The sequence below is a fragment of the Rubritalea sp. genome, assembly GCF_039830215.1.
Taxonomy (GTDB): domain Bacteria; phylum Verrucomicrobiota; class Verrucomicrobiia; order Verrucomicrobiales; family Akkermansiaceae; genus Rubritalea.
The window spans coordinates 1-4,131 of the sequence record NZ_JBDOPO010000034.1; the positions used below are offsets into that span (position 1 = coordinate 1).

Consider the following 4,131-nt stretch of genomic DNA (forward strand, 5'->3'; position numbering starts at 1 on the left):
AGATGATTCGGCTTACTAGATTATCATGGTTTGGGTGATCAGAATGTGTAGTTAAGTTCTACAGAAAGTTGAGCAATGTTATCATCGAACTTATTTGTGGTATCATTATCTCCGAAGAAGTAGGCATACTTAGCAACAGCCTTTAGGTCGTCACTGATCTTCTTTGCCGCTACTAGATCAAGTTCAAACCCGTAGAATTGATCGACATCTTTATCAAAAAAGCCGTGAACAAAACCTGTGAGTGCAATGCCACCTGGGATTTGAGTGCCCACACTGGCATAGATATCGGTAAGACCGTCCCACTTATTACCTTTTGCGTCTGAAGTTAAACCAAGGCGATCACCGATAAAAACATCAGCAAAACCGTTGTATGCGTGAACTGTTGCAAGTGGTGTGACGAAGTCTTCTCCGAGGTATTCAACACCAAACTTGTAAGTGAAACTGTTTATTTTATTTCCATAAAAGACGTGCGCATACACATCTTCGTACTCAGATTGCTTACCTGCTTCTGTTTGGTAGGCGAACTCCGTATGGAGATTACCGCCAGTAAGGCTATAGTCTAATGAAACTCCATAAGTGTTGTTACTGGCACGGGCAAATTGCTGTTCAGAGAAGTCCATGAGGTAGGCGTAGCCAGTGAACTTGTGCTCATTAAAATTGTAGGAACCATTAAACAAGTGAGCATCACCTTCAAGTGCCTTTACTGCTCCCGAGGCATCTGATCCAAAAATGCGGTTCACACGATTCGCATAGGCGTATTTGAGTTGGAATGCCTCTTTTTTGTAATCTAGTAAGCCCGCGTCTACGGTCTGCTCATTCTGACGCCAACCGACATTACCGATGAACGCCGCATTGTCATAGATTAGTCGCTGACGTCCAACTCTAGCAAGAGCTCCGTGCCCCTTATATTGAGCATAAAGCTGATTCAGTTCGTTATTTTCAGGGTCGGCAATCGGTGTATTGCCAGGCTTGTTGGGAGAGAACTTCGCTGACTGCGGACTTCCAACTCGGTAATCATCTATGAACGCTAATGTGTGTTCAGTCTCAACAAATGCAGCAAAACCTTCCTCTTTACCGAGAAAAAAACCGGGCCTAATCCGTAAGGTGCCAGCCCACGAGTTATCTGCACCTTGTTGGTTGCGCTGCTCTATACGTGTTCTCGCATCGATTGAGAATTTAAACCACTCAGTTTTCTCCTCAGTGATTGGTAGAGTTTCTCCGGCATAGAGTGAATATGATGTGAGACCTAGTAAGGGTAGCAGTAGTGTTTTATTATTCATACACCACATCACTGAGCAACGTTTGTGCCAAGACTAGCCTAGCGAGGCTAGTCTTGGCACATCACTAACATGAGCTATATTCATACTTATTGCATTACCTCTAATTGGCGACCTGCATGAATGGCCTTACCCATTTCTGTGCGACATATAGTAATCAAGTCTTCTTCTGGAAGTGAGAAGGTTTTACCGCTATTAGAGAAAACTCCCCAGCTGCGTTTCGGTGGCGGTGTCGAAATAACGTGTGCCACTAATTCTCCACTAGCAAATTCCTGCTTAGCTACCCATGGTGGAATAATGCCAACCCCCAAGCCTTGTTTTGCCATTTCCTTAATAGCCTCCATATTGCCAAGTGTTAGGGGATGGTGGAAAATTATTGTGTTATCATTGAAATGCTTAGTTATGAGTCGCATCGTTTCACTCTCAGCACTATAAGAAATAAGCCGCACATCTTTGAGTGAACCTCCACGGTTGGTCTGTTTAGAGACCCAGTCATGCTCGGGAGAGGTGACAAAACAAAGAGTGTCTTCAGTGAGAGGAGTGAATATGAAATTGTTGTCGCTGGGGGCGAGATGTATCCCAATAGCTAGGTCTAGCCTACCTCGGGTTAACTTATTCAGCATCTCTGGAGTGTCACCTAACTCAATTGTCACTTCGCATTTCGGGTGCTTTTTAGCAAATTCCTTAAGAATTTTGGGCATAATGTATTGGCACACAGTATCAGAAGTTCCGATACGAATTGAGGAATAGCCCCATCGCTTTAGTGTTTCAATTTTCGTCAATGATGTTTCGAGTTCGACAATAACTCTCTTAGCGTGATGGAGGAACACTTCTCCATAAGGGGTGAGTGTGATGCGTTTTCCCATACGTTCGATGAGTGAGCAATCAAGTTGCTTTTCAAGTGATTTAATCGAATGGGAAACTGCTGATTGAGTGATGAAATTCTTATTTGCAGCTGCGGTAAACGAACGCGTTTCTTCTAACGCAATGAATATTTTCAGTTGGCGAATTTCAGGTAATGTCATGAGTAGGTGGTAGTAATTGTTCTAGAATACGGGATATAGTTTACCAAGCAGGTTGCGTACCAAATCGCTATTTATGAATGGCGTTCATAGAAATAATGTGTGATCGGACGATCTGGATAGTTGAAGGTGGCACGTTGAGTGCTGAGTTCACGGTGTCGCTTAATTATTATGAAAACATATCCGATATTAAAGAAAGCTGGCACGCTCGTAGCTCTAGTGAGCGTGGTTACAGGTCCCACATTATTTGCTGAACAACTTGATGTGGAAAAAGATTCACTCAAGTTTGGCTTCATCAAACTGACTGACTGTGCTCCCATCGTTATAGCAAAGGAAAAAGGATTTTTCGATGACGAGGGACTGCAGGTTGATGTAGTGGCTCAGCCAAACTGGAAAACCCTTCTGGATAATGTAATCAGTGGTGATTTAGATGGTGCGCACATGCTTTCAGGTCAGCCATTGGCTGCCACTATAGGCTTTGGGACAAAAGCGCACATCATCACATCCTTCACTATGGATCTAAACGGCAATGGCATTACAGTTTCCAATAATATTTGGAAACAAATGCAAGCTAACGACCCCAAGCTAGATTCAGACACACCTCCACATCCTATTACGGCAGAATCATTAGTTCCTGTGGTTCAAGAAAAGCTCGAAGATGGTGAGAAGTTACAGATGGGAATGGTGTTTCCGACGTCAACGCACAATTATGAACTACGTTATTGGTTAGCTGCTGCAGGAATAAATCCAGGGATGTACACACAATCTGATGTTGGGGGTCGTACCGACGCACAAGTTGAGCTTTCTGTGACACCACCACCGATGATGCCAGCCACTCTAGAGTCTGGTAATATTCAAGGTTACTGTGTTGGTGAACCCTGGAATCAGAAAGCTGTTAGTATGGGAATTGGTGTTCCAGTGACAACTAACTATGATATTTGGAAAAATAACCCTGAAAAAGTATTTGGTGTTTCTAAGTCTTGGGCAGATGAAAACCCCAATACCTACCTGGCAGTGACTAAAGCATTGATCTTAGCTGGTCAGTGGCTGGATGAGGTTGACGCGGATGGCAATTTCAAAAACCGCGAGGAAGCGGCACGTATTCTGTCACGTTCAGATTACGTCGGAGCAGACTACGACATCATAAAGAACTCGATGACAGGGTTCTTCATGTTTCAAAAAACTGACAAACGCGAGATGCCTGAGTTTAACGTTTTCTATAAAGGGTTCGCAACCTATCCTTGGTATTCAGACGGTGTATGGTTTCTGACTCAAATGCGCAGATGGGGACAGATTTCTGAACCTCGTCCAAAGTCTTGGTATCTAGAGACAGCTAAGAGTGTCTATAAGCCAGCTATCTATCTAAAAGCTGCTGAAATGCTTCTTGAAGAAGGAAAGGTAAAAAAAGATGATATCCCATGGGAGTCAGATGGCTTTAAGGTTGCAACAACTGACTTCATTGACGGTATTGAGTACGATGGAAATGAGCCAATCAAGTACTTAAATTCTCACAAGATCGGTAATAAAGACCACGAAGAAATAGAAACATCTGATTTATAAACCGAGTTTGATTTTTGATGTTTTTGAGCCACCTAATGCAGGTGGCTCATTTTTTTTCCGCTTAGAGTAATTCTAGATCAGATGGGTACTCATCATTGTTGAGGGAACCTGATGTAGCGCATCAAGTGATCACCCTCGCACCTCGAAGTTCAAAATGAGGCGTTGGTTGCTTAGCGTAATTAAATACGATAAAGGACGCATTTCATTATAGTGATGAGTCTAACTAATAGATAGTGGTACGTCGACTGCTCTATGTAATTTAACTAACATTC

Annotated in this window: 3 protein-coding genes; 1 reads left to right on the forward strand and 2 read right to left on the reverse strand. The window is 43.1% G+C overall.

What is annotated here, in order from left to right; translation table 11 throughout:
• Positions 1-38: 38 nt before the first annotated feature.
• Complete coding sequence (locus ABGY95_RS00865) at positions 39-1,280, reverse strand: alginate export family protein (protein WP_347439786.1); 1,242 nt, start codon at positions 1,278-1,280, stop codon at positions 39-41.
• An 86-nt stretch (positions 1,281-1,366) separates the two neighbouring features.
• Positions 1,367-2,302 carry a LysR family transcriptional regulator gene (locus ABGY95_RS00870; protein WP_347439787.1) on the reverse strand — a complete coding sequence of 312 codons (936 nt, stop codon included), beginning with the start codon at positions 2,300-2,302 and terminating at the stop codon, positions 1,367-1,369.
• 168 nt (positions 2,303-2,470) lie between these two features.
• On the opposite strand from ABGY95_RS00870, the gene ABGY95_RS00875 reads away from it, so the two are divergent.
• Positions 2,471-3,859, forward strand: a complete 1,389-nt coding sequence (locus tag ABGY95_RS00875; protein ID WP_347439788.1) for a CmpA/NrtA family ABC transporter substrate-binding protein — start codon at positions 2,471-2,473, stop codon at positions 3,857-3,859.
• Positions 3,860-4,131: the final 272 nt, after the last annotated feature.